This is a genomic window from Psychrobacter sp., assembly GCF_049295055.1.
Lineage (GTDB): Bacteria > Pseudomonadota > Gammaproteobacteria > Pseudomonadales > Moraxellaceae > Psychrobacter.
This window is the reverse complement of sequence record NZ_JBAQQF010000050.1, coordinates 1-2,172: the sequence shown is the minus strand read 5'-3', so window position 1 is coordinate 2,172 and position 2,172 is coordinate 1. Positions and strand designations below refer to the sequence as shown.

Here is a 2,172-nt window from a genome sequence, read left to right as displayed (position 1 = left end):
TGAACCACAACGGTATCGCCGGGTGCAAAGCTTGGGCGCTCAATCAATTGAGCATTTTCGATGACCTGAACCAATGGATGCTTGTTGCTCATGAGAGTTATCTCCTCACATTAGATAATAGAGGCTTGACGCATATCACCTGTTTGTAATAATTAATCATAGCTATTATTAATATCTTTGATTAATAATAACTACAACGTAAATGGGTTATGACAAACGGCCATTATGCTATGACTCGTTTTATTACTGCTCAAAATTTTATTGCTTAACTGTTTATGTTTTTAACCGCTATTAACGTGGCTTTTTATCTGCTTTAGCCAATGCTTTAAGCCACTTTGCTTGCTCTACCGTTGGCGTAAACGCTTGCCATAAGTCTGGACGCCGCGTTTGCGTACGTTCAACTTGTTGGCTAAAGCGCCACTTAGCGATATTGGCATGATGTCCTGAAAGTAGTACTTCAGGCACTGCCATACCAGCAAACTCATGCGGCTTCGTATAGTGTGGACAATCAAGCAGGCCATCGACGAACGAGTCTTGCTCAGCTGACTTATCATCACCCATAATATCAGGCAGACGACGTATCACACTATCCATTAGCACCATCGCTGGTAGCTCACCACCGGTCAGTACATAATCACCAAGTGACACTTCCCTATCGACATACCGCGATAATAAGCGCTCATCAATACCTTCGTAACGACCACATAATATAATCATGCCGTCATACTCAGTCATATCGACCACGCTACCCTCGCTCAGCGTCTGCCCTTGTGGTGACATATAAATCACCGGACAGTGCGCTGCATCCATACGGCAACCATGTTGGCTGGCGCGCAGACGGGCATCTTCGATAGCTTGTGACAATGGCTCAGCCATCATTACCATACCAGGACCACCACCATAAGGACGTTCGTCAATACGGCGATAGTTGTCAGTAGTATAATCGCGTGGATTAATGCATTCAATCGTGACCTTTTCCTGAGTCACTGCACGCGCCGTGATACCAAAATCACGAATCGTTGCAAACATCTCAGGAAAAATACTAATCACGGCAAAATACATCTGAATCCTACATACAAGCGCTTAAATAACGACTGACATGATGAGTGCGACGTTAGCATTAATAATTAAAATAACATTATTAAATTAATAGTCGCTTTCCCAAGCTACCGTTACCGTTTTACTGGTCATATCGACCTGCATCACAGTTTTCTTGTGCCAAGGTATCAGGCGCTCTTCCCCATCTAAACTGTCTGAGGTTGCCGCGACACGCATAATGTCATGGGCACCGGTCTCAAACATTTCAGTGATATCACCAAGATACTGGTCTTGCTCATTCATAACCCGCATACCAATCAAGTCCGACCAATAATATTCGTCGGCGCCTGGTTCTGGCAATACGTCTTGAGCAACCCAAATGGTAACACCATGCATGGTTTCAGCAATATTACGGTCAGGGACTTGCTCAAACTGAGCCACAAGCCCTGGGCCTTGCTCGCGCCACGCTTTAACAGTTAACGGCTTCATGCCGGTCGCTGTTTTCATCCACCACGGCTTAATGTCAAATATTTCCGCATGCTCATCAGTGTCGCTAAACACCCAAAGCCAACCTTTAATGCCATAAGGCTTTTTGAGTTGACCGATTTTCATAAGGGTACTAGCGTCTGGAACAGATGACATAACGGCTAACCTAACAATATATAAACAGCAGTGAATAAATCGCGCCCGTTCAACCACGGTAGTCAATTAAAACAGCGATAAACAGTTAATCGCGCACACTGGTCAGACCAGCTACGCTGTGTTCTAAAAACTACGAGATAACGCTATTATCGCGCTATCATTATTCACTACTAAAACGCATGCTTAAAAATTAAGCAGTCGCTTCAGTAGTAGCCGCAGCTTTGTTATAAGCTTTTGCTAATGAAGCAACGCGATCTGAAGGTTGTGCACCTTTTTCGATCCACGCATTGTACGCTTCCATGTTTAGGCGCACTGCTTCTTCAGAATCTTTAGCGAGTGGGTTAAAAAAGCCGATGTTTTCAATGTAGCGACCGTCACGCGCGCGGCGTTGATCAGCAACAACTACTTGATAAAATGGGCGTTTCTTGGCACCGCCCCGTGCTAAACGAATAACAACCATGTGAATTCTCTCTTTCGCAGGTATACCAAAAA

The 2,172-nt window shown here is 44.6% G+C and carries 3 protein-coding genes and 1 pseudogene; all 4 read right to left on the bottom strand.

Going from position 1 to position 2,172, the window contains the following annotated elements:
- Nucleotides 1-92 (bottom strand): annotated as a pseudogene (locus WAZ74_RS07485) (50S ribosomal protein L19); the annotation flags it as partial.
- A 199-nt stretch (nucleotides 93-291) separates the two neighbouring features.
- Nucleotides 292-1,062 carry a tRNA (guanosine(37)-N1)-methyltransferase TrmD gene (trmD, locus tag WAZ74_RS07480; RefSeq protein ID WP_422307418.1) on the bottom strand — a complete coding sequence of 257 codons (771 nt, stop codon included), beginning with the start codon at nucleotides 1,060-1,062 and terminating at the stop codon, nucleotides 292-294.
- Nucleotides 1,063-1,146: 84 nt separating this feature from the next.
- The gene (gene rimM / locus WAZ74_RS07475) at nucleotides 1,147-1,680 is read right to left on the bottom strand and encodes a ribosome maturation factor RimM (protein WP_422307416.1); all 534 of its coding nucleotides are present in this window, start codon (nucleotides 1,678-1,680) and stop codon (nucleotides 1,147-1,149) included.
- A 190-nt stretch (nucleotides 1,681-1,870) separates the two neighbouring features.
- Complete coding sequence (gene rpsP, locus WAZ74_RS07470; protein WP_079692811.1) at nucleotides 1,871-2,140, bottom strand: 30S ribosomal protein S16; 270 nt, start codon at nucleotides 2,138-2,140, stop codon at nucleotides 1,871-1,873.
- Nucleotides 2,141-2,172 lie beyond the last annotated feature (32 nt).

Coding starts and splice junctions, on each gene's coding strand:
- trmD (WP_422307418.1), bottom strand. CDS start 1,062: ATGTATTTTGCCGTGATTAGTATTTTTCCTGAGATGTTTGCAACGATT.
- rimM (WP_422307416.1), bottom strand. CDS start 1,680: ATGTCATCTGTTCCAGACGCTAGTACCCTTATGAAAATCGGTCAACTC.
- rpsP (WP_079692811.1), bottom strand. CDS start 2,140: ATGGTTGTTATTCGTTTAGCACGGGGCGGTGCCAAGAAACGCCCATTT.